The sequence below is a fragment of the Streptomyces sp. NPDC002825 genome (assembly GCF_040295385.1).
Lineage (GTDB): Bacteria > Actinomycetota > Actinomycetes > Streptomycetales > Streptomycetaceae > Streptomyces.
On sequence record NZ_JBEOVH010000012.1, the window covers coordinates 86864 to 107301 of the forward strand.

A 20438-nucleotide genomic window follows, 5' to 3' on the forward strand; every position below is an offset into this window, starting at 1 on the left:
CATCCTAGGGAAGGCCGTTCAGCGGCTCAGCCGCCAGACCTGGTCCTCGCCCGTCTCCGCCGGGGCCGTGGGCTCGTGGGGGCGGCGGAGGTGGGCGGTGAAGCCGAGGCGGGCGGGGACGGCGCCGCTGGCGTGGTTGGCGACGTCGTGGACGACCTCGACGCCCGTGACACCGGGGAGGCGGAACGCCTGCTCGACGAGCGCCCGCGCGGCGCGCGTCGCGAGGCCCTTGCCGGTCGCTGACGGGTGGAGCCAGTAGCCCACTTCGAGCGTGCCGTCCGGCGTGTCGTCGTGCCGGTGCAGCCCGCAGGAGCCGACGACCGCGCCGTCGAGCACGATCGCGTAGCTGTACGAGTCGCCGCTCGCCCACAGCTCCGCCCGGCCGGCCAGGAACTGGGCGGTGCGCTCGCGGCTGTGCTCGGCGACCCACGGCATCCACGGGCGCAGGTGCTCCACCGACTCGTCGACGACCCGGAAGAACTCCGGAAGGTCCGCCTCGCCCTCGAACGCGCGGAGCACGAGCCCGCCGTCGAGCTCGATGACCGTCTCGGGCGAAGGGCCGTGAGGGTTCTGAAGGTTCATGTCCGGAGGATCGTCCGCCCCGATTCAGCGAGGCAAAGGGATTTCGGTGGGTACGGGTGCGGGCGCGGGCGTCCGCAGACGGGCGAGGTCCGCCAGGATGGTGTCCTCCATGCCTACGCTCCAAGCCGGTTTGGTGATCGGACGGACAGCCATCATGGGGGACGGCATGGAATTCGACGAGGGTCTCGTACGGGCGCTGCTCCGCGACCAGCACCCGGACCTGGCGGAGCTGCCGCTGCGGCGGGTGCCGGGCGGCTGGGACAACCAGATGTGGCGGCTGGGCGAGGAGTTGGCGGTACGGATGCCCCGTACCGAGCGGGCCCCGGGCCTGCTGCGCAAGGAGCACCGCTGGCTGCCGGACCTGGCGCCGCTGCTCCCGCTGCCCGTGCCCGCTCCCGTACGGACCGGGGAACCGTCCGAGCGTTTCCCCCGGACCTGGACGGTCGCCCGCTGGGTGCCGGGCGAGCCGAGCGACGTCGTGCCGGTCACGCGCGGCGAGCACGCGGCCGAGGCGCTCGGGGGCTTCCTGCGGGCGCTCCACCGGGAGGCGCCCGCGGAGGCCCCCGCCAACCCGGACCGTGGCGTGCCGCTCGCGGACTTCGTGGCCGGGTTCGAGGCGGGCTTCCCGCTCCTGGCCGAGCACGCCGACCCGGAGGCCGTACGGCGGGTGTGGGAGGACGCGCTCGCGGCGCCCGTGCCGCAGGGCCCGCCGGTGTGGCTGCACGGGGACCTGCACCCCGCGAACGTCGTCGTCGCGGACGGCACCCTCGTCGGCGTCCTCGATTTCGGCGAACTGTGCGCGGGCGACCCGGCGACGGACCTCTCGGCGGCGTGGCTGCTGCTGCCGGAGGGGGCGGCGGACCGGCTCTTCGAGGCGTACGGCCGGGGCCGCGCGCCCGTCGACGAGGCCACCGTCCGCCGGGCGCGGGGCTAGGCCCTGCTCCGCGCGGCCGGTCTGATCGACATCGGCCGCGCGGGCGACCGGGGCCTCCCCGGCGGAAAGCCCACCTGGGGCCCGGCCGGCCGCGCCACCCTCGCGCGCGCACTGGCACACGCGACGGCGGCGCGCCCGTAGACCCCGGGTGCGCCCGGCCCGCTACCCCTTGCTGACCGCCGCCAGGATCTCCGGCAGCCGCTTCGCCGTGCGCGGGGCCGCCAGCCGGAGGCCCGCGAGGACGAGCAGCGCGCCGTAGAGCGCCCCCGCCGGGAGCAGCAGCCACAGCAGGGACTGCTGGTCCGAGACGTGCAGGTAGACGAGAGCGGCGATGAGCGGGGAGCACAGCACACCGGCCGTGACCATGCCGCCCAGGATGGACATCCAGGCCAGTCCGCCCTGCCCCGGTGCGACGTTCTTGTAGCCGCTGTCCTGGGGGATCGAGTACGGGAAGTTCGCCGAGGTCACGGCGCCCGCGCCGGTCATCGCGCCGAGCAGGCCGAGCGCGAGGCCGAGGGCCTCGGGGAGCTTCGCCCAGTCGCCGAGGACAGCGGCCGTCACGGCCGTCACGAGCACCGTGTACGGCAGTGTGACGCTGAGCAGGGCCAGGGCGCGCGACCGGAGTTCGGCGTAGGCGTCGGCCGGTGTCGAGATGGTCTGCGCGACCATCCAGAACGCCGAGCCGTCCTGGCCGAACTGGTTGTACATCAGCATGCCGAGCATGCCGGAGGCGAAGCACGCGAAGTAGACCGAGCCCGCGCCCTGGAAGGCGTTGACGAGGGGGACGATCAGGCCGATGGCGAGAGCGGTCACCCAGGCCGCCTTCGTCTTCGGGTCGCGCCAGATGTACCGCAGACTGCGCTCCATGACGGTGCCGGTCCGGCCGCCCGGCAGGATCCGGGCGAGCAGCCCCGAACCGGCGGACTCGTCCCGGACGCCGGCGTCCGGGGCCGCGCCGATCGTGGAGCCGTCCGGTTCGACCATCAGCCGCACCAGGCTCCGCTGCCACCAGTACACGAGCCCCGCGAGGGCGGCGGCCGTGAGGAGCAGCCGGACCGCCGCCACCGCGTAGTCGCCCCGGCTCGCGGAGTCGACCGCGCCGATCGCGGCGGCGGGCGGGAGCCAGCCGACGACGGCGCCGGCCGGTTCGAGCGACTCGAGACCGCCGGCCCGGCCGAGCCGCTGGGCGGCGAAGTTCACGAACTGCATGCCGACCGCGATGACGAGGCCGCTCAGCAGCGCCAGGTCGCGGCCCTTGCGGGAGGTGAGGAGCCGGATGTTGGCGGCGGCGACGGCCCGGGACAGCGCCACGCACGTCACCGCGGTGAGCGGGACGGCGAGGACGGCGAGGACGGTGCCGGCCGCGCCGTGGGCGACGCAGAGGACCGCACCCAGGGCGAGGGCGGAGGTGAGGAAGGGGCCGACGCCCACGAGGGAGGCGACGAGCAGCGCCCGGACCAGCGGCCGTGGCCGCAGCGGCAGCATCACGAGCCGGGAGGGGTCGAGGGTCTCGTCGCCGCTCGGGATGAACAGCGGCATGACCGCCCAGCCCAGGGCGAGCGCGCCGATGAGGAGGATCGCGACGGTGCCGGCGTCCTGGTGGCCGCGCAGCAGGACGAGGGCGAGGACGACGCCCGCGGCGAAGACCGCGCCGAAGACCATCGACAGGATGTACGCGGCGGTCCGCCCGCCGGACTGCCGCAGCCCGTTCTTCAGCAGCGACAGCTTGAGCCGTACGAAGACGGACGTGAGGGACGGTACGGGTGAGGTCGCGGCGCTCATCGCTGCGTACCGCCCGCCCCGCCGCCCAGCCAGTCCAGCGAGTCCCCGGCCGCCGCACGGCCGTTCGCGCCGACGAGCTCCAGGAACGCCTCCTGGAGCGAGGACGCCGAGCCCCGCACCTCGGCCAGCGGGCCCTGCGCCCTGATCCGGCCGCCCGCCATGACGGCGACCCAGTCGCAGAGCGACTCGACGAGCTCCATGACGTGGCTGGAGAAGACGACGGTGGCGCCGGAGGAGGTGTACCGCTCCAGGACGCCGCGGATGGTCTGCGCGGACACCGGGTCGACGCCCTCGAAGGGCTCGTCGAGGAAGAGGACCTCGGGGTTGTGGAGGAGGGCGGCGGCGAGACCGATCTTCTTCCGCATGCCGGTGGAGTAGTCGACGACCAGCTTGTTCTGCGAGCCGGCCAGGTCGAGGACGTCGAGGAGCTGGGCGGCCCGCTTGTCGACCTCGGCGCCGGGCAGCCCCCGCAGCCGGCCGCTGTAGGCGAGCAGTTCACGGCCCGAGAGGCGCTCGAAGAGCCGCAGGCCCTCCGGCAGGATGCCGATGCGGGCCTTGACCTGCGCGACCGATTCCGGGTCGGCCCACACGTCGTGCCCGGCGACGAGGATCCGCCCCTGGTCGGGCCGCAGCAGGCCCGTGATCATCGAGAGGGTCGTGGTCTTGCCGGCGCCGTTGGGCCCCACGAGCCCGATGAACTTCCCCGCGGGCAGGACGAGATCGATCCCGTTCACCGCGATCTGCTGCCCGAAGCGCTTCCACAGCCCCTCGACGCGCACGGCGGGCACCGCACCGTCCCCCGGTGCGGCGCCCGCCTTGTCGAACGCTCCCTCAAATGCCTGGTCAGGCATGGTCGGTCAACCCTTCGATGGTCCCCGTACTGCTTACGGTGACCACCCTACGACCGGCCCCTGCCAGGCCTCCGGGCCCTGCCAGGCCCGCGGGTCACTGCGCGCGACCCCTCGCCTCCGCCGCTTCCCGGCCGCACGCGTACGCGAGGGCGCTGATCAGTTCCTCCGCGTCCGGCAGCCAGCGGTTCGCCGGGGTGGGGCGCCGCGCCCACTGCACCGCGCCGAAGCCGCCGACCCGGGTGGGCGGGGCCGCCACGTAGTGGCCCTCGCCGCGCGTGACGAGGTCGATGGAGGCCGGGGCCCAGCCGAGCTTGCGGACCAGGTCCGGCACCTTGGTCGCGGCGCCGGGCAGCACGAAGAAGTACATCCGGCGGTCCGGGGTGCAGGTCACCGGGCCGAGCGTCAGCTCCATGCGCTCCATGCGGGCGAGCGCCAGGAAGCCCGCCGTCTCCGGCACCTCGATCGCGTCGAAGGTGCGGCCCGTCGGCAGCAGGATCGAGGCCTTCGGGGTCTTCGACCACATCCGCCGCGCCCCGACGCCGCTGCCGGTCGCCTGGGTCGACCAGTCGGGCCTGACCGCGTGGGCGCCGGGCACGGCGCACGCGTCCGCGCCGCAGGAGCAGCGCTCCTTGCCCTCGACGACTTCCAGCCAGGTCCCGGGAAACACGTCCCAGTGCCGCTCTTCCGCGTACCGCACGGCGCTGTCCAGCAGCTGCTCGCCCCGCTGCTTGGGGATCTGTGCGGCTTCCGTGACTCCCATGGTCTCTTCCACGGTGAGCACAACTTCCCCCGCCACCTGGGGTTACGGGCGTGGCGGAGGGTGTGTTGACGCATCGATCCTGCACGCGGGGCGCATGGGTGCACTGGCGGGGGCGCGCGGAGGGCCGGGAAGCGGGGGTGGGTACGGAGAGGTGGGGGCGCCGGCGGCCGGGGGTGGCTTTTCTCCGTGCGACCGACGTGTCCGGTTTCGCGTGTTCACATCGGCATTGACCGGATATCCGCCGGGCATTGATCTCTTCTCGGTGATCACCGCACGGTCTCAGGGGGTACTCATGGCAGCCAGGCCACTCGTTCCGCGTCAGCTCAACGAACGGCTCCAGGCGCTCATCCAGGAGGCGGGCTGCTCCAACGCCGGCCTCGCCCGCAGGGTCAACATGGTCGGCGCGGAGCGCGGCCTCGACCTGCGGTACGACAAGACGTCGGTGGCGCGCTGGCTGCGCGGGCAGCAGCCGCGCGGCCGGGCGCCCGGGATCATCGCGGAGGCCCTCGGCCGCAAGCTGGGCCGCACGGTCACGATCGACGAGGTCGGCATGGCCAACGGCCGGAACCTCGCCGCCGGGGTCGGGCTGCAGTTCGCGCCGACCGTGCCGGGGGCGATCGAGCAGGTCTGCGAGCTGTGGCGCAGCGACGTGGGCCGCCGGGACTTCCTCAACGGCTCGACCGTGGCGGCCTCCGCGCTGGTCGAGCCCAGCAGGGACTGGCTGATCACGGGGCCCGACGCGCATGTGGCGCGGATGGCGGGGGCCCGCGTGGGGGTCGCGGACGTGGCGGCCGTACGGGAGATGACGGCGGCGCTCGTCGACCTCGACCGGCGCTTCGGCAGCGGCCATGTGCGGCCGGTGGTCGTGCACTACCTCAACAGCGTGGTGTCGGGCATGCTGTCGGGCTCGTACCGGGAGGCGGTCGGCCGCCAGCTGTTCGCGGCGGTCGCCCGACTGACCGAGCTCGCCGGGTACATGGCGGTGGACACCGGTGAACCGGGGCTCGCGCAGCGGTACTACATCCAGGCGCTGCGGCTGGCGCAGGCGGCGGGGGACCGGGGGTACGGCGGCTATGTGCTCGCCGCCTCGATGAGCCACCTGGCCGCGCAGCTCGGCAACCCGCGGGAGATCGCCCAGTTGGCGCGGGCCGCGCAGGAGGGGGCGCGCGGGAAGGTGCCGCCGCGCGCGGAGGCGATGTTCCTCGCGGCGGAGGCGCGCGGGCACGCGCTGATGGGCGACGTCCGCGGTTTCGAGACGGCGGCGGGCCGCGCCGCACGCGCCCTGGAGCAGGCCGATCCGGAGGCGGGCGACGACCCGGCCTGGATCGCCCACTTCGACGCGGCCTACCTCGCGGACGAACTGGCGCACTGCCACCGGGACCTGGGGCAGGCGGAGGCGGCGGCGCGGGCCGCGGAGGAGTCGATCGCCGGGCATCCGGAGTCGCGGGCGCGGCGGCGCGCGATCGGCCTGGCGCTGCTCGCCTCGGCGCAGGTCCAGCAGCGGGAGGTGGAGCAGGCCTGCCGGACGGGCACGCGGGCTCTCGAACTGCTCGGTTCGCTGCGGTCGTCGCGGGGCGCGGAGTACCTGGACGATCTGCGCGAGCGCCTTGAGCCGTACGCGGCGGAGCCGGTGGTGCGGGAGTTCGGCGCGCGGATGGAGCTGTATGCCGCGTAGACGCCTGGGGACGTTTCGTAAACGGCTTGTGTAACCGGTCTCACACGTGTGTGCGGAGCCCAGTCGGCACCCGGTAGCGTGAGCCGACGATTCCGTAGGTTGGTCCATCAGTGGGAGTCCCGGTGACGCAGAACGGACAGGGTCCGGAGCATGGCGGCGGTCAGCCGTGGGGCGGCGCCTGGGGTCCCGCGGGTGCACAGCAGGGCGGGCAGCCGCTGCCGCCCGCCCAGCCGCTGCCCCCGGAGGCCCCGCAGGGCGCCGCCGACATGCAGTCCACCCAGTACCTGCCGCCGATACCCCCGCAGCAGGCCCCGCCGCAGCCCGGCTACGGCTACCCGGGCCCCGGTGCCCCGGCCGCCGGCGACATGCAGGCGACCCAGCACATCGCGCCGGTCCCCGGCGGGATGCCGCCGGTGCAGGGGCTGCCGCCGCAGCCGGGCGGGATGCCGCCGGCCCAGGCCGCCCCGCAGCCGGGCTACGGCTACCCGGGGCCGGGCGCCCCGGCCGCCCCGCAGCCCGGCTACGGCTACCCGGGCCCCGGCGCCCAGGCCGCCGGCGACATGCAGGCCACGCAGCACATGGCGCCGGTGCCGCCGCAGCAGGGCGGGGGCTCCGACACCCAGTTCCTCGGCACGGGCCCGCTCGCCCACCAGGGGCCCGCAGCCCCGGCCGGCGCCTCGGACGCCACCCAGTACATCGCCCCCGTACCGCCGCAGCAGCCCGGTGAGCGGCAGCCGCCCGCCGAGTTCGACAGCCTCTTCCGTACGGAGGCCCCGCGGCCGCCGCAGCAGCCGCACGCCCCGCAGGGCTACCAGCAGCCGGGCCCGGCCCCGTACCAGCAGCAGCCGCAGCAGCCGCAGGAGCAGTACGGCTTCCAGGACGCCTACTACGACGACGAGCCCGAGCCCCGCCGCAGGTCGCCGCTCGCGCTGATCGCCGCCGTCGTCGTCGGCTGCGCGGTCGTCGGCCTCGGCGCCGGGATGCTGCTCAGCGGCGGTGACGACGAGAAGGACCCCAAGACCGGCGGCCAGAACGTGGCGGCGAGCTCCGCCGCGCCCTCCGCCTCGGCGCAGGAGCCCTCGGAGAAGCCGGCCGACCCGGCGGAGCCGCAGGCGCAGGAGCTCAGCAAGCTCCTCGCGACGAGCAGCAGCAGCCGCGAGACGGTGATCAGCTCGGTCGCGAACATCAACCAGTGCAAGAACCTCGACAAGGCCGCGACCGACCTGCGGGGCGCCGCCGAGCAGCGCCGCGGGCTGATCACCAAGCTCCAGGCGCTGTCGGTCGACAAGATCCCGGACAACGCGGCGCTGACGACGGCGCTCACCCAGGCCTGGCAGGCCTCGGCCGCCGCCGACGACCACTACGCGGCCTGGGCCGACCAGATGAAGAACAAGAAGCTCTGCAAGGGCGGCCACGCCCGCTCGACCAGCCAGAAGGCCGCCGGCGACGCGAAGAGCGGCGAGGCGTCCGCCGCGAAGAAGACGGCGGCCGGGCTGTGGAACCCGACCGCCGTGAAGTACGGCCTGGAGAAGCGGAGCTGGACCCAGCTCTGAGCGCGCTCAGGCCCTGACGGGCTTACGGGGCGCTGAGGACGGTCTCGCCGACGTCGACGAAACCGGGCTTCTGCGCCACGAGCCGCCCGTCGCGCACCACCTGGAACGTCACCTCGTGGTTGACGATCCGGGTGAAGCCGGGCGCGCCCAGCAGGTCCTCGTACTTCCAGCGCAGGCTGGGGGTGAGGCCGCCGGTGTCGATCCGCTCGCCCCGGTCGAGGGCGCGGGTGATCTGGCCGGCCGTGATCGTGTCCTCGTCGAGGGACTCGATGACCTCCTTGAGGACCGTGTACGCGATCCAGGTGGTCTGCACGCCCGCGTCGGCCGGGTCGACCCGGTTGTCGGCGAAGGCGTGCTCCTGGATGACCTTGCGCATCGGCGCCCAGCTCTTGTCGCCCGCCGCCGGGTACCAGCCGGTGACGTACGCGCCCTCGAAGGGGCTGTGCGCGCCGCCCGTGCGGTCGATCACGGGCTGGTCGACGCTGCCGAGGACCGAGGAGATCCGGACGGAGTCGCGCTTCTCCTCCTCCTGCTGTGCCGGGAGCCGGCGGAAGGAGTCGAAGAAGGTCTGGGTGCGCTCGCCGAGGACGGCCGTCACGCAGCCCTTCGCGCCGGCGGCCCGGGTGCGGGCGCGGCCCGCCTGCTGGGTGTACTCGGCGGCGTCCTCCAGGGCCGGGATGTCGACGGCGCTGCGGTGACTCGCCTTGCGCAGGCCGGAGTTGAGGAGGTCGGGGAGCTTGTCGCCGGCGGTGGTGTCGGGGCGGACGAGGGAGACCTTCTCGCAGGAGTCGGCGAGCTGCATGCCGTGCCCGGCGATCAGCGAGGCCACCCCGCCGTTGACGGGGTACGAGATCGGGCTCGTGAACTCGTCCTCCGCGATGCCGTAGCCGCCGATGTACGGGATGTCCGCGGCTTCCAGGGGTGCCATGAAGGCGCGGCCGTTCTGGCTGTACGAGCCGACGACGGCGACCGCCTTCTCGCGGACCGCCCGGCGGGCGCAGGCGGCGGCGCCGGCGCTGGTGTTCTGCTCGTTGCAGGTGAGGACGCGCAGCTCGTGTCCGTTGATGCCGCCCTGGGAGTTGACCCACCGCGCGAAGGTCTGCGCCATGGCGGGCATTCCGGGCATGTTGGTCGCTCGGGTCTGGTCGGGTGCCCAGGTCATCACGGTGACGGGCTCCCTGGAGCCCCCCGTGGCCCCAGGGAGTACGCCACACCCGGTGAGCAGCGACGCTCCGGCCGCCGCGGTCGTGACGTACGGGAGGAGTGAGGTCAGTCGCCTACCGGTCATGGGCATGCACATTTCCGCCTCACGGGTAACGCGGGAGTGAGCGCGGTTCAACGATGGGTGACGTGAAGGTGAATTGCGGGGGCGGCCGATCGGATGAGGAGGGGGCGAGTCCGCTTACCGGACAAGGAAACGTACGATCGAACGATGTCCAGTCCAGTCCCCGGTTCGGTCTCCGGTTCGGTTAACTCTTCCCGTCGCGGCCGTCGCTCCTCCACCATGGGCGGCATGCCGCTCAACGACATGCCGTGGTGGCGCTGGCGCAGCAACGTGCGCTCGGCGCTGCACATGCTCTCCGACCCCGGATTCCACGAGACGACCTGGCTGGCCGGCCAGGACGGGTACGGCGACGTCACCGACGCCGTCTACCGCCTCGTCGAGGACACCTGGCTCGACAACTGGTCCGCCGAGAAGTACGTCGGCTCGATCTTCCGGGACTCCGGCGAGGCCTCCCTCGTCGACGTCGCCGTCCTCCGGGTGCTGCGGATCATGCACCAGGTGGGCCCCGACGCCCCCGTCTCCGTGTACATGCAGCACCCGGGCTGGCCCGAGGCCGTCCGCGCCGCCCGCGAGGCCCACGTCCGCCTCGCCCAGGCCGACGGCGAGGACCCCGACACGCCCCCGCGCTCGCTCGACGTGCTCCGTATCATGACGCGGTCCTGAGGCGTTCCGCCTGACGGACGGTGGTCCGCCGGGCGGGGCGCTTGTGGCAGGCTGACGGGATGACCGACCAGTACGTCCTCACCCTCTCGTGCCCCGACAAGCAGGGCATCGTGCACGCCGTGTCGAGCTACCTCTTCATCACCGGCTGCAACATCGAGGACAGCCAGCAGTTCGGAGACCGTGACACCGGTCTCTTCTTCATGCGGGTCCACTTCTCGGCCGAGGCCCCGGTGACGGTCGACAAGCTCCGGGCGAGCTTCGCCGCCGTCGGCGACTCCTACGCCATGGACTGGCAGATCAACCGCGCCGACCAGTCGATGCGGGTCGTGCTCATGGTCTCGAAGTTCGGCCACTGCCTGAACGACCTGCTGTTCCGGTCCCGGATCGGGGCACTGCCGGTGGAGATCGTCGCGGTCGTCTCCAACCACCGGGACTTCGAGGAGCTCGTGGGCTCGTACGGGATCCCGTTCCGGCACATCCCGGTCACGAAGGAGACCAAGGCCGACGCCGAGGCGGAGCTCCTCGACCTCGTCCGCTCCGAGAACGTCGAGCTGGTCGTCCTCGCCCGCTACATGCAGGTCCTCTCCGACGACCTCTGCAAGCAGCTCTCCGGCCGGATCATCAACATCCACCACTCCTTCCTCCCCAGCTTCAAGGGCGCCAAGCCCTACCACCAGGCGCACGCGCGCGGCGTGAAGCTCATCGGCGCGACCGCGCACTATGTGACGGCCGACCTCGACGAGGGGCCGATCATCGAGCAGGAGGTCGAGCGGGTGGGGCACGAGGTGACGCCGGACCAGCTGGTGGCGATCGGGCGGGACGTGGAATGCCAGGCGCTGGCGCGGGCCGTCAAGTGGCACGCGGAACGCCGAATCCTCCTGAACGGCCGCCGCACGGTCGTCTTCGCGTAGCCCACGCCCGTTGTGGGCAATCGTTCCCCAGGGCGGAACGGGTGGGCACAACGGACGGCGCCCTTGCCGGCGCCAGAGGCTCCCGCGCCCTGACCCGCACCACGGGTGACGGCGCACGGTCGGTGCGGGTCCAGGCGCGGAACGCGGAGGCGCCCCGAGAGGGCGCCGTCCCGTGTGCCCACCCGTCCCGCCCTGCGGGACGATTGCCCACACGGGGGTGGGAGACGCTACAGGCGGCTCAAGGAGGCCGCGGCTGAGAGGACGTCGCGGATCGCCTCCCGGTCCCCGTCCTGCCCCGCCGCCGCCTCCTCCGGCGTGATGTGCCCCGCCACCAGCTGGCAGAACTCCACCCCGTCCATCGCCACCTGCGCGACCGCCCGCTCCGGGGAGCCGAGGGCCGCGGGGGAGTCCAGGGAGATGTACCAGTGGCCGCCGCCCGCGCCCTCCACCTCCAGGTGGAGCGAGCGGCCCGGCGCGCCCGCGGCGACGAGTTCCTTGGCGGGGCCGGCGAGCCCGGTGCGGCGGCGGTTCGCGAGGGCCGCCGGGAGCTGCCGGGCCGCGAGGTCGATCATGCCGTGCAGGTGCGCCGCGCTGGGCGGCGCGTACGGATAGGCCACCGCCGTCGCGATGTCGTCCGCGTGCAGCCAGCACTCGAAGGCCCGCTCCAGGAGCGAGTCCCGGAGCGGAAGGGCGAAGTCCTTGTAGGTGACGGTGAGGTCCGCCACGCCCCGGCCGGCGAACGCGACCGTACGGATCAGCGTGTGCGACTGGTCCCGCCACGGCCCCCGCAGGGACCGGTTCGGCGGCCGGTCCAGGGCCGCCCAGAAGGCTTCCGTCCGTTCCGTCGGGGACAGCTCCGGGACCCCGGCGCCGAGCGGGTCGTCCAGGCCGAGCGCCGCCGACACGAGGCCGTCCACGGCCAGGAGGTGCCCGATGACCGCCGCGACGCTCGCCTTGCGGCGCACGACGCGGTCCTCCTCGTACCACTTGAGCCGTACCGGCGCGTGCCACTCGGACTCGCCGATGTCCCGGAGGAGCGCGTCGAGCCGCGCGGTCTCCGCGTCGTACGGCGTGACCCAGTCGGGGACGGGGATACGGGCGGGGCGGCGGCCCAGGCAGTTCTCCAGGACCCGGGAGCGGAGCAGCGGGTCGAGGTCCAGGTCGCGGTCCTCGTGGAGGAGCGCGACGGCGTCGCGGAGCCTGAGGGCCTCGTCGGCGCAGGGCGCGCACTCGGTGAGGTGGTTCTCGACGGCCTTGGTCTCGCCGGCGGAGCACGCCGAAAGCGCCCAGGCCCCGAGCAGGGACTTGAGCACGTTGTGGGTGAGGACCGGTACCTCGGGCTCCTCCACGTCCGGTTCCCCGACCTCCTCCGGCAGTGGTGCCGTCAGGTCCGCGTGGTCGTCGGCGGACCGGCGCGGTCCCGGTATCCAGGGGGCGCGTGCGACGTCGTCGGCGTCGCCGTTCGCCGCGGTCACGGCGTCCGTCCGTAGCCGGGCGGCGAGGACCCTTCGAGCGGCCGGGTGTTCGCGGAGGAGAGCAGCTGGAGTCCGAGCCGGAGGCGCCGGCGGGCCTCGTCCTCGGTGACGCCGAGGTCGGCCGCCGTCTGCCGGTAGTCGCGCCGCTGGAAATAGGCCAGTTCGAGCGCGGCCCGCAGCGGGGCGGGCATGGACGTCACGATGTAGTCGGCGCGGGCGGCGACCGAGGCCCGGTGGACCTTCTGCTCCAGCTCCTCGGCGGAGCCGAGCCCCGTCTCCGCGTACGCCAGGGTCTCGGCCTGCCGCAGCCGGTGCACGGCCTGCCGCTGGGTCAGCTTGGCGACCCAGGAGCGCATGTTGCCCTGCTTCGGGTCGTACGAGTCGGGGTTCTCCCAGATGTAGCCGAAGACCTCGCGGGTGACCTGGTCGGCCGCCGCGTCGTCGTCGAGGACCCGGTGGGCGAGGCTGTGGACGAGGGCGGCGAACCGGTCGTAGAACTCGCCGAGGGCGGCGGCTTCTCCGCGCGCCAGCCGCTGCTGCATCCTGCGGTCCCAGCGCGGTGGTGTGTCCATCGCCATGAGGGCCTCCGTCCCGGTTCTCCTCCAAAGTAATGGGCCGCTCGGACAACGCACTCCTGTTTGCCGCAAGTGCGCCCTTGACGCGGACGCGGATGGTAAGGAAAGCGTCATCCCCGGCGCCGCGGGTTTCGGCGCCTGCTCGTGGGGCAGGCGGCGTCCGTGACGACGATCGATGTCGACGAGGACGAGCACGCCCCCTGGACGGTTCTCCGCGTCCGGGGGGAACTGGACCTGGTCACCTCCCCCCTGATACGCCGCCGTGTCCACGACGCCGTCGCGGGCGGCCGCCACGACCTGGTGATCGACCTGTCGGCCGTGCGGTTCTGCGACTCCAGCGGTGTCGGCGTGCTGATCGCGTCCCGCCGGCTGCTGCGCTCCTGCGGCGGCCGGCTCCGCCTGATCCTGCCCGCGGACGCCGAGGACCGGGACGGCGGGCACGTCGGCCGGGTGCTGTCCGCGCTGGGCGTGCGACGCCTGTTCGACGTGTACGAGGACGTGCCGGGGGCCCTCGCCGAGGTCACCGGGGTGCCGCGCCGAACCGCTCCCTGAGCTTGTACTTCAGGACCTTCCGCAGGGTCTCGTTGCGGGGCAGGGCCTCCACCACCTCCAGCTGTTCGGGCAGCTTGTGGACGGAGAGTCCTGCCTCCCGCAGAAAGGCCGTGACCTGCGGAAGGCCGAGCGGGGCTGCGCCGGGGGGCTGTTCGACGACGGCACAGACGCGTTCGCCGCGCTCGGCGTCGGGGAGGCCTATCACGGCGGCGTCGCCGACGTCCGGGTGCCGGTGGAGGAGGTCCTCGATCTCCTTGGCCGAGATGTTCTCTCCCTTTCGGATGATGATGTCCTTGATGCGGCCGGTGAGGACGAGGTGCCCGCTGGGTGTGAGGTGCCCGACGTCGCCGGTGATGAGGAAGCCGTCCTCGTCGAAGGCGGCGGCCGTCTGCGCCGGGTCGAGATAGCCCCGGCAGACGGCCTCGCCGCGCAGCCGGACCTCGCCGTCGGCGGTGATCCGGATCTCCATGCCGGCGGGCGGGCGGCCCTCGGTGGAGGCGAGGTTCTCGACGGTGTCGTCGGGGGCGCCCATCGTGATCATGGGGACCTCGGTCATCCCGTACCCGTGGGTGAGCTGGCAGCCCAGCTCCTTGCGTACCGCGTGATAGATCTCCGGCGGCTTGGGCGCCCCGCCGCCCGCGAGCAGGCGGAGGGTGGGGATGACCGGCTTCCCGGGCTGCTTGCGCTGCTCGGCGAGGAACATCGAGTAGAAGGCGGTGGAGCCGCCGGCGACGGTGACGCCGTGCCGGTTGTACTCGTCGAGGGCCTCCGGCAGCGCGAACTGCTCGAACATCACGGCGGGGAACCCGTACAGCAGGAGCATCACCGTGTAGTCGGGCCCGGCGATGTGCGCGTACGGGAACGCCATCGAGCCGATGTCCTCGGCCGTCAGCTGGAGGGCGTGGGCGAGGCAGGAGCCGCCGGCGAGGAGCGAACGGTCGGTGTGCAGGACGCCCTTGGGGTCGGAGGTGGTGCCGGAGGTCCAGTAGATCCAGCGGACGTCGGTGCCGGAGGAGGGCGGGGGCGGGAGGACGGCCGGGTCGCCGTCGGGGAGGCTCTCCGGCGCGTACGCCTCGAAGATCCCGCGCGCGCCGAGCCTCCGCGCCATCTCCGCATGGTCGAATCCACGCCAGATTCCGGGGACCGCGAAGAACTCGGCCTTCGACTCGCGCAGCGCGAAGCCGACCTCCTTGTCGCGGTAGAAGGGGATCACCGGGGACTGCACGGCGCCGATGCGGGCGAGCGCGAAGGAGAGCACGGCGGTCTCGATGCGGGTGGGCAGCTGCCAGGCGACGACGGTGCCGGGGCGCACGCCCATGCCGTGCAGGCCGGCGGCGCAGCGCTCGGCGCGCTCGCGGAGGCCGCCGAAGGTGAGGACGCGGTCGCCCTGGAGGAGGACGGGCCGGTCGGGGGTGAGGGCGGCACGTCGCTCGACGAGCTCCCAGAGCGTCCGGGACTCGCCGAGTGTGTGCGCGGTCTCGTCCATGACCGTACTCCTCTCGTCCGTACTCCGCTTGGCTGACGTTCCGTCAGATCGTGCGGTGAGCGTAGAGGTCCGGCGCTTGTCGGTCCAGGGGTGCGCGGCTAGCCTGATCCCGTCAGATCTGACGGGTCATCAGAAACGGGCCGCGAACGGTCCGCCCAATTCGGGAGAGGCTCCATGACGGAACTGCCCCGCATCATCAGCGTCGACGACCACGTGATCGAGCCCGCCCACCTCTTCGAGACCTGGCTCCCGAAGAAGTACCGCGACCGCGGGCCCCGTCCCCTCACGGCCGGCATCGGCGAGCTCGCCTACGTCGGCGGCAAGTACCAGATCACGATGGACCCCGAAGGCCCGCCCACCGACTGGTGGATCTACGAGGACCTCAAGTTCCCGTACAAGCGCAACATCGCCGCCGTCGGCTTCGACCGCGACGACATGACCCTGGAGGGGATCACCAGGGAGGAGATGCGCCGCGGCTGCTGGGACCCGAAGGCCCGCCTCGCCGACATGGACCTCAACCACGTCGAGGCCTCCCTCTGCTTCCCCACCTTCCCCCGCTTCTGCGGCCAGACCTTCGCCGAGGCCCACGACAAGGAGGTCGCCCTCGCCTGCGTCCGCGCCTACAACGACTGGATGGTCGAGGAGTGGTGCGGCGACAGCGGCGGCCGGCTGATCCCCCTGTGCATCATCCCGCTGTGGGACATCGACCTCGCCGTCGCCGAGATCCGGCGCAACGCCGCCCGCGGGGTCAAGGCGGTCACCTTCTCCGAGATCCCCACCCACCTCGGGCTGCCGTCGATCCACTCCGGCTACTGGGATCCCTTCTTCGCCGTCTGCCAGGAGACCGGGACGGTCGTGAACATGCACATCGGCTCCAGCAGCCAGATGCCGGCCGCGTCCCCCGACGCCCCGCCCGCCGTCCAGGCCTCGCTGAGCTTCAACAACGCCATGGCCTCGATGATGGACTTCCTCTTCAGCGGCGTCCTCGTGAAGTTCCCCCGGCTCAAGCTCGCCTACAGCGAGGGCCAGATGGGCTGGATCCCGTACGCCCTCGAACGCGCCGACGACGTCTGGGAGGAGCACCGCGCCTGGGGCGGGGTGCGCGACCTCGTCCCCGAGCCCCCGTCCACGTACTACTACCGGCAGATCTACTGCTGCTTCTTCCGCGACAAGCACGGCATCGCCTCGCTCGACGTGGTCGGACGCGACAACGCCACCTTCGAGACCGACTACCCGCACGTCGACTCGACCTTCCCGCACACCAAGGAGGTCGCCCTCGACCACGTCCAGGGCCTCGACGACGAGACCGTCTACAAACTCATGCGCGGCAACGCCATCCGCATGCTGGATCTCGGGATCGTCTGATGGACCTCTCCTGCACCGAAGAGGAGGAGGCCTACCGCGCCCGCCTGCGCGCATGGCTCGCCGCCACCCTGCCGGGACTCCCCGAGCGGCCCGACCCGCTCGACTGGCCGGCCCGGCGGGCGTACGACTGCGGCTGGCAGCGCCGGCTGCACGACGCCGGGTACGCCGACACCCACTGGGACGCCTCCCCGACCCAGCGCCTCATCTTCCTGGAGGAGACCGAACGCGCCGGCGCGCCCTACGTCGGCGCCAACTTCGTCGGCCTCCTCCACGCCGGACCCACCATCGCCGCCGAAGGCACCGGCGCCCAGCGCGCCCGGTGGCTGCCACCGATCCTGCGCGGCGACGAGGTCTGGTGCCAGGGCTTCAGTGAACCCGACGCCGGATCGGACCTCGCCTCCCTCCGTACCCGGGCCGTACGGGACGGGGACGCGTACGTCGTCACCGGCCAGAAGATCTGGACCTCGCACGCCGAGGTCGCCGACTGGTGCGAACTGCTCGTCCGTACGGACCCCGGGGCCCCCAAGCACCAGGGCATCACCTGGCTCGCCGTGCCCATGGACGCCCCCGGCATCACCGTACGGCCGCTGCGCACCCTCGCCGGGTCCACCGAGTTCGCCGAGGTCTTCCTCGACGAGGTGCGGGTGCCGGTGTCCCACCGCGTGGGGGAGGAGAACGACGGCTGGCGGGTCACCATGGTGACCCTCTCCTTCGAGCGCGGCACCGCGTTCGTGGGCGAGGTCGTCGCCTGCCGTCGGCTGCTCGGCGAACTCGCCCGCACGGCCCGCAAGAACGGCACCTGGGACGATCCCGTGGTGCGGCGCCGGCTCGGCAGGCTCTCCGCCGAGTTCCGGGCGCTGTGGCGGCTCACCCAGGCCAACGTCAGCGAGGCCCAGGCGACCGGCGGGGTGCCCGGGGCCGGCGGCTCCGTCTTCAAACTGCACTACTCGCACGCCCGGCAGGAGCTGTACGACGCCGCCGCCGCCGTCCTCGGGCCCGACGCGCTCGACCTCGGGCGCGACTGGACCCTCGACCGGCTGTCCTCGCTCTCGTACACCATCGCGGCCGGCACCTCCCAGATCCAGCGCAACATCGTCGCCGAGCGCATCCTCGGCCTGCCGAAGGGGCGGTGACCCGGTCATGGACTTCCGGCTCACGGAGGACCAGGAAGCGCTGCGGCGGGGTGTACGGGAGCTGCTCGGGCGGCTCTTCGACCGGGAGGCGCTGCGGGGCGCCGTCTCCGCGGGGCGGCTCGACCGGTCGCTGTGGCGGGAGCTCGGCGACGCCGGGTTCTTCTCGCTGTGCCTTCCGGAGGAGGAGGGGGGTGTCGGGCTCGGGCTCCCGGAGGCGGTGCTGGTGTTCGAGGAGGCCGGGAGGGTGCTGCTGCCTGGGCCGTTGGTCTCCACGCACCTGGCCGCGGGGTCCGTGCCGGGGGCGGCGGACGGGTCCGTCGTGGTGACCTCTGTGGACGAGGGGCTGGTCCCTTGGCTGGACGAGGCGGACGTGGTGCTGGGCGACGTCACGGGCGCGGTGCCGGTGCGGTCGGTCGATCCGCTCACGCCCCTGCATCGGTTGCCCGGCACCGGTGGCCGTGTCCACCCGTTCCACCCTGCGGATCGCCCGCCCACCACGGGGGCACTCCTGCTCGCCGCCGAGCAGGTCGGCAGTGCGCAGGCCACCACCGGCATGGCCGTCTCCTACGCCCGGCAGCGGTCGCAGTTCGGGCAGGTCATCGGGGGGTTCCAGGCGGTGAAGCATCTCTGTGCCGGGATGCTCGTGCGCGTCGAGCTCGCCCGCGCCGCCGTGTGGGCCGCCGCCGTCACCGGCGACCCCGTCGAGATCGCCGGTGCCAAGCTGCTCGCCGACGACGCCGCCGTCGGCAACGCCCGGGACTGTCTGCAGGTGCACGGAGGGATGGGGTTCACCTGGGAGGCCGACGTCCATCTGCATCTGAAGCGCGCCTGGGTGCGGGCCGAGCTGGGCATGGCCGCCGCTCGGGCGGAGGAGACCGTGGCCGCGAGCCTGTAGCGCAGGGCGTCCGGCACGTCACGGAATGTTGATATCGGGTTGTGTCCTTCGGCGGGGCCGTCACGGCCCGGAGTCGGCCTCCGCCTCGGGTACGCTCCGTGAGATGCGAGTGCTCATTGCCCCGGATCGTCCCGGTGTCGCCCCTGTGGCGGCTCCGCGGCCGGGAATGCCCGCCGCTCGCGCCCGGCGTTCGACTACCCGCAGCGTGCGTCGCACAGTATGGACCATGCGTACTCCTTCGCGCTGGAATATGCCCGAAGCGCTTGTTGCGGTGACTGTACGTCAACCATGCTGTCCCACAAGGGAATCACGTTCCGTAAAGGTGTGTCCGCCGGTTCGGATGGTGTGAGCGGTGCAGGTGCTTCAGGTTCAGTTGGAGGTCGGGCCGGACCCGGCAGAGGTGGGGCGAGCCCGGAGGTGGGCCCGTTCGAGGCTCGCCGGGTCGGGCATAGGGGATGACGAGCCGCTCGCCGAGACGCTGGTGCTGCTCATCTCCGAGCTCGTGACCAACGCCGTGGTGCACACGGGCTGCCCCGCCGTGCTGCGGATGCTGTTCGCCGTGGAGGGTGGCGGGGTGCGGGTCGAGGTCGCCGACGCGAGCGACCGCCCGCCGCAGCCGCGGCACGCGCAGGGTGACGACACCAACGGGCGCGGCCTGGAGCTCGTGGACGGGCTCGCGGACCGGTGGGGCTGGCAGCCGGAGGGCGCCGGCAAGAGCATCTGGTGCGAAGTGGACCGGGTCGCGCCCGTGTCGACGACGGTGTCGACGCTGTCGCCCGGACGGGTGCACTGTTGACGATTCGTTCCGTTTTGCCCACCCTGGGGTGAGCGATTCGTGGCGAGGGGAGCCGAGGGCCGTGGCCCTCGGCGTGTGCGGGTCGCGGCCGGGTGGCGGCGGTCCGTGCCGTGCTCGGGGCGCGTGCGAGCGCGCCGCCGCCCGCGGGGGTCGAAGCCGTCCGCCCTGGACCGCCGGACAGGCCCTGCCTGCCTGCGGGTTTCAGAGGATCGCGACCGGGGCCACCGGTGTGCCCGTGCCGCCGACGAAGGGTTCGGGCATCGCGGAGAGCAGGAAGGCGTAGCGCCCTTCTTGTGCACAGGCTGTGGACAGAGCCTCCAGATTCCAGTTCTGCCCCTGGAGCATCCCCATCTCGACCAGGTCGAGGGCGTGCACGGGCAGCCAGAGGTCCTCGATCTCGGGCGGGAAGATCTCGAAGGTGAGCGTGTCGTTCGCGACGGCCGCGACGTCATGCGCGTGGAACCACTCCGGCGTACGGACCGAGAGGCCCGGTGACGGGAACGCGTAGCCGTGCTTGTCCCCGGCCAGATACGCCTGGATCTGCCCGGTCCGTACGAGGACGATGTCCCCGGACCGCACGGTCACCCCGCCGAACTCCGCCGCCTCGTCCAGGTCTTCGGGTGTCACCGCGTGGTCGCCCGGCAGCCGGTCCACCCCCTTCGCGGCGGCCACGTCCAGGAGGATCCCGCGGCTGACGATGTGGCGGGCCGTGTGGATGCCGCTGAACTCGGAGCGGCCGTGCGGGGTGATCGAGGCGGCGGGGCGGCCGTTGTAGATGCGGCCCGAGTGGGAGACGTGCGTCAGGGCGTCCCAGTGGGTGCCGGCCTGGAGCCCGAGGGTCACGGCGTCGTCGCTGGTGGCGACCGTGCCGGGGCCGAAGAGCTCCTGGTTGACCTGGACCATGACGTGGAGCGGGTTGACCCGGCCGGGGATCATGCCGGTCTGTACGCCGTCCTGCTCGAGGTCGACGGCGAGCGGGACGCGCAGACCGGTGCGGACGGTGGCGACGGCCTCGCGCACGACCTCGTCGGTGACGAGGTTGAGCGTGCCGATCTCGTCGTCCTGGCCCCAACGGCCCCAGTTGTTGACGCGCTTGGCGATCTCGTGGAAGGCGGCGGGGAGAGACATCGGGGCCTCCGGGGTCTTGTTTTCCGGTATCTGACGG

Annotated in this window: 18 protein-coding genes and 1 pseudogene; 10 read left to right on the forward strand and 9 right to left on the reverse strand. The window is 72.9% G+C overall.

Annotation, left to right across the window (positions count from 1 at the left end; translation table 11 throughout):
* Positions 1 to 18 precede the first annotated feature (18 nt).
* On the reverse strand, positions 19 to 582 hold the full coding sequence (locus tag ABT041_RS17725) for a GNAT family N-acetyltransferase (protein WP_351185056.1): 564 nt from the start codon (positions 580 to 582) through the stop codon (positions 19 to 21).
* Positions 583 to 748: 166 nt separating this feature from the next.
* Here ABT041_RS17725 and ABT041_RS17730 point away from each other — a divergent pair.
* Positions 749 to 1657: pseudogene (locus ABT041_RS17730) on the forward strand (aminoglycoside phosphotransferase family protein).
* 21 nt (positions 1658 to 1678) lie between these two features.
* Here ABT041_RS17730 and ABT041_RS17735 read toward each other — a convergent pair.
* From ABT041_RS17735 to ABT041_RS17745, 3 genes are all read right to left on the reverse strand, one after another.
* Positions 1679 to 3298, reverse strand: coding sequence for a transporter (locus ABT041_RS17735; protein ID WP_351185059.1), 1620 nt, complete (start codon positions 3296 to 3298; stop codon positions 1679 to 1681).
* Positions 3295 to 4149 (reverse strand): ABC transporter ATP-binding protein, encoded by an 855-nt coding sequence (locus ABT041_RS17740; protein ID WP_351185062.1) that lies wholly within the window; start codon positions 4147 to 4149, stop codon positions 3295 to 3297. The genes ABT041_RS17735 and ABT041_RS17740 overlap by 4 nt, the downstream gene beginning before the upstream one ends.
* 94 nt (positions 4150 to 4243) lie before the next feature.
* Entirely contained in the window at positions 4244 to 4909 is a 666-nt protein-coding gene (locus tag ABT041_RS17745) for a bifunctional DNA primase/polymerase (protein ID WP_351185065.1), read from the reverse strand.
* Positions 4910 to 5201: 292 nt separating this feature from the next.
* Between ABT041_RS17745 and ABT041_RS17750 the strand changes: the two genes are divergently transcribed.
* On the forward strand, positions 5202 to 6584 hold the full coding sequence (locus tag ABT041_RS17750; protein WP_351185068.1) for an NsdA family TPR-like regulatory protein: 1383 nt from the start codon (positions 5202 to 5204) through the stop codon (positions 6582 to 6584).
* A gap of 122 nt (positions 6585 to 6706) precedes the next feature.
* Entirely contained in the window at positions 6707 to 8137 is a 1431-nt protein-coding gene (locus tag ABT041_RS17755; protein ID WP_351185071.1) for a hypothetical protein, read from the forward strand.
* 22 nt (positions 8138 to 8159) lie between these two features.
* On the opposite strand, the gene ABT041_RS17760 is transcribed toward ABT041_RS17755, so the two are convergent.
* Positions 8160 to 9437: an ABC transporter substrate-binding protein gene (locus tag ABT041_RS17760; RefSeq protein ID WP_351185074.1), complete on the reverse strand. Its 1278-nt coding sequence runs from the start codon at positions 9435 to 9437 to the stop codon at positions 8160 to 8162.
* Positions 9438 to 9641: 204 nt separating this feature from the next.
* On the opposite strand from ABT041_RS17760, the gene ABT041_RS17765 reads away from it, so the two are divergent.
* Both ABT041_RS17765 and purU read left to right on the forward strand, forming a co-directional pair.
* Entirely contained in the window at positions 9642 to 10085 is a 444-nt protein-coding gene (locus tag ABT041_RS17765; protein ID WP_351185077.1) for an SCO4402 family protein, read from the forward strand.
* Between the two features lie 59 nt (positions 10086 to 10144).
* Positions 10145 to 10996 carry a formyltetrahydrofolate deformylase gene (gene purU / locus ABT041_RS17770; RefSeq protein WP_351185080.1) on the forward strand — a complete coding sequence of 284 codons (852 nt, stop codon included), beginning with the start codon at positions 10145 to 10147 and terminating at the stop codon, positions 10994 to 10996.
* A 227-nt stretch (positions 10997 to 11223) separates the two neighbouring features.
* Here the strand turns inward: purU and ABT041_RS17775 are convergent, their stop codons facing one another.
* Positions 11224 to 12471: a zf-HC2 domain-containing protein gene (locus ABT041_RS17775; RefSeq protein ID WP_351185083.1), complete on the reverse strand. Its 1248-nt coding sequence runs from the start codon at positions 12469 to 12471 to the stop codon at positions 11224 to 11226.
* Complete coding sequence (locus ABT041_RS17780; RefSeq protein ID WP_351185086.1) at positions 12468 to 13049, reverse strand: sigma-70 family RNA polymerase sigma factor; 582 nt, start codon at positions 13047 to 13049, stop codon at positions 12468 to 12470. The genes ABT041_RS17775 and ABT041_RS17780 overlap by 4 nt, the downstream gene beginning before the upstream one ends.
* Before the next feature lie 159 nt (positions 13050 to 13208).
* Here ABT041_RS17780 and ABT041_RS17785 point away from each other — a divergent pair, with 159 nt between their 5' ends.
* On the forward strand, positions 13209 to 13598 hold the full coding sequence (locus tag ABT041_RS17785; RefSeq protein ID WP_351185089.1) for an STAS domain-containing protein: 390 nt from the start codon (positions 13209 to 13211) through the stop codon (positions 13596 to 13598).
* On the opposite strand, the gene ABT041_RS17790 is transcribed toward ABT041_RS17785, so the two are convergent.
* On the reverse strand, positions 13567 to 15084 hold the full coding sequence (locus ABT041_RS17790; protein WP_351185092.1) for a class I adenylate-forming enzyme family protein: 1518 nt from the start codon (positions 15082 to 15084) through the stop codon (positions 13567 to 13569). The genes ABT041_RS17785 and ABT041_RS17790 overlap by 32 nt on opposite strands.
* Before the next feature lie 174 nt (positions 15085 to 15258).
* Here ABT041_RS17790 and ABT041_RS17795 point away from each other — a divergent pair, with 174 nt between their 5' ends.
* The 4 genes from ABT041_RS17795 to ABT041_RS17810 all read left to right on the forward strand — a co-directional run bounded on the left by ABT041_RS17795 (position 15259) and on the right by ABT041_RS17810 (position 19273).
* Entirely contained in the window at positions 15259 to 16449 is a 1191-nt protein-coding gene (locus ABT041_RS17795; protein WP_351185095.1) for an amidohydrolase family protein, read from the forward strand.
* The gene (locus tag ABT041_RS17800; protein ID WP_351185098.1) at positions 16449 to 17582 is read left to right on the forward strand and encodes an acyl-CoA dehydrogenase; all 1134 of its coding nucleotides are present in this window, start codon (positions 16449 to 16451) and stop codon (positions 17580 to 17582) included. The genes ABT041_RS17795 and ABT041_RS17800 overlap by 1 nt, the downstream gene beginning before the upstream one ends.
* 7 nt (positions 17583 to 17589) lie before the next feature.
* The gene (locus ABT041_RS17805) at positions 17590 to 18477 is read left to right on the forward strand and encodes an acyl-CoA dehydrogenase family protein (RefSeq protein WP_351185100.1); all 888 of its coding nucleotides are present in this window, start codon (positions 17590 to 17592) and stop codon (positions 18475 to 18477) included.
* Between the two features lie 352 nt (positions 18478 to 18829).
* A complete protein-coding gene (locus ABT041_RS17810) occupies positions 18830 to 19273 on the forward strand; it encodes an ATP-binding protein (RefSeq protein WP_351185103.1) in 444 nt (147 codons plus the stop codon).
* A gap of 201 nt (positions 19274 to 19474) precedes the next feature.
* On the opposite strand, the gene ABT041_RS17815 is transcribed toward ABT041_RS17810, so the two are convergent.
* Positions 19475 to 20401 (reverse strand): cyclase family protein, encoded by a 927-nt coding sequence (locus ABT041_RS17815; RefSeq protein WP_351185106.1) that lies wholly within the window; start codon positions 20399 to 20401, stop codon positions 19475 to 19477.
* Positions 20402 to 20438: the final 37 nt, after the last annotated feature.